Consider the following 218-nt stretch of genomic DNA (forward strand, 5'->3'; position numbering starts at 1 on the left):
TATTGGGGGAGAGAAACAGCCGAAAATCTTTGTTTAGGTTCCGGCTGTCGAGGGAAGGGCTTTTTTGCAAAGGTCTCTGCCTGAATGAGTTTTTAGGCTGCCGTTACCGCCACCGGCTTCTCCGCTTGAGCGCTCGCCGGAACTTTTGCCCTGCCCGATGGCAGTCTCGGCTACGGCCATCAGGATGCCGCGGGTGCGGTTGAAGACGGTTTTATGGC

General features: G+C 56.4%; 1 protein-coding gene. It reads right to left on the reverse strand.

Translation table 11 applies throughout. From position 1 onward, the window contains the following. Positions 1 to 33: 33 nt before the first annotated feature. A partial coding sequence (locus ACTHR7_RS10975) for an ESPR-type extended signal peptide-containing protein (protein WP_440370830.1) occupies positions 34 to 218 on the reverse strand: 185 nt, incomplete at its 5' end.

The organism is Neisseria sp. P0007.S010, assembly GCF_051962875.1.
Lineage (GTDB): Bacteria > Pseudomonadota > Gammaproteobacteria > Burkholderiales > Neisseriaceae > Neisseria > Neisseria subflava_A.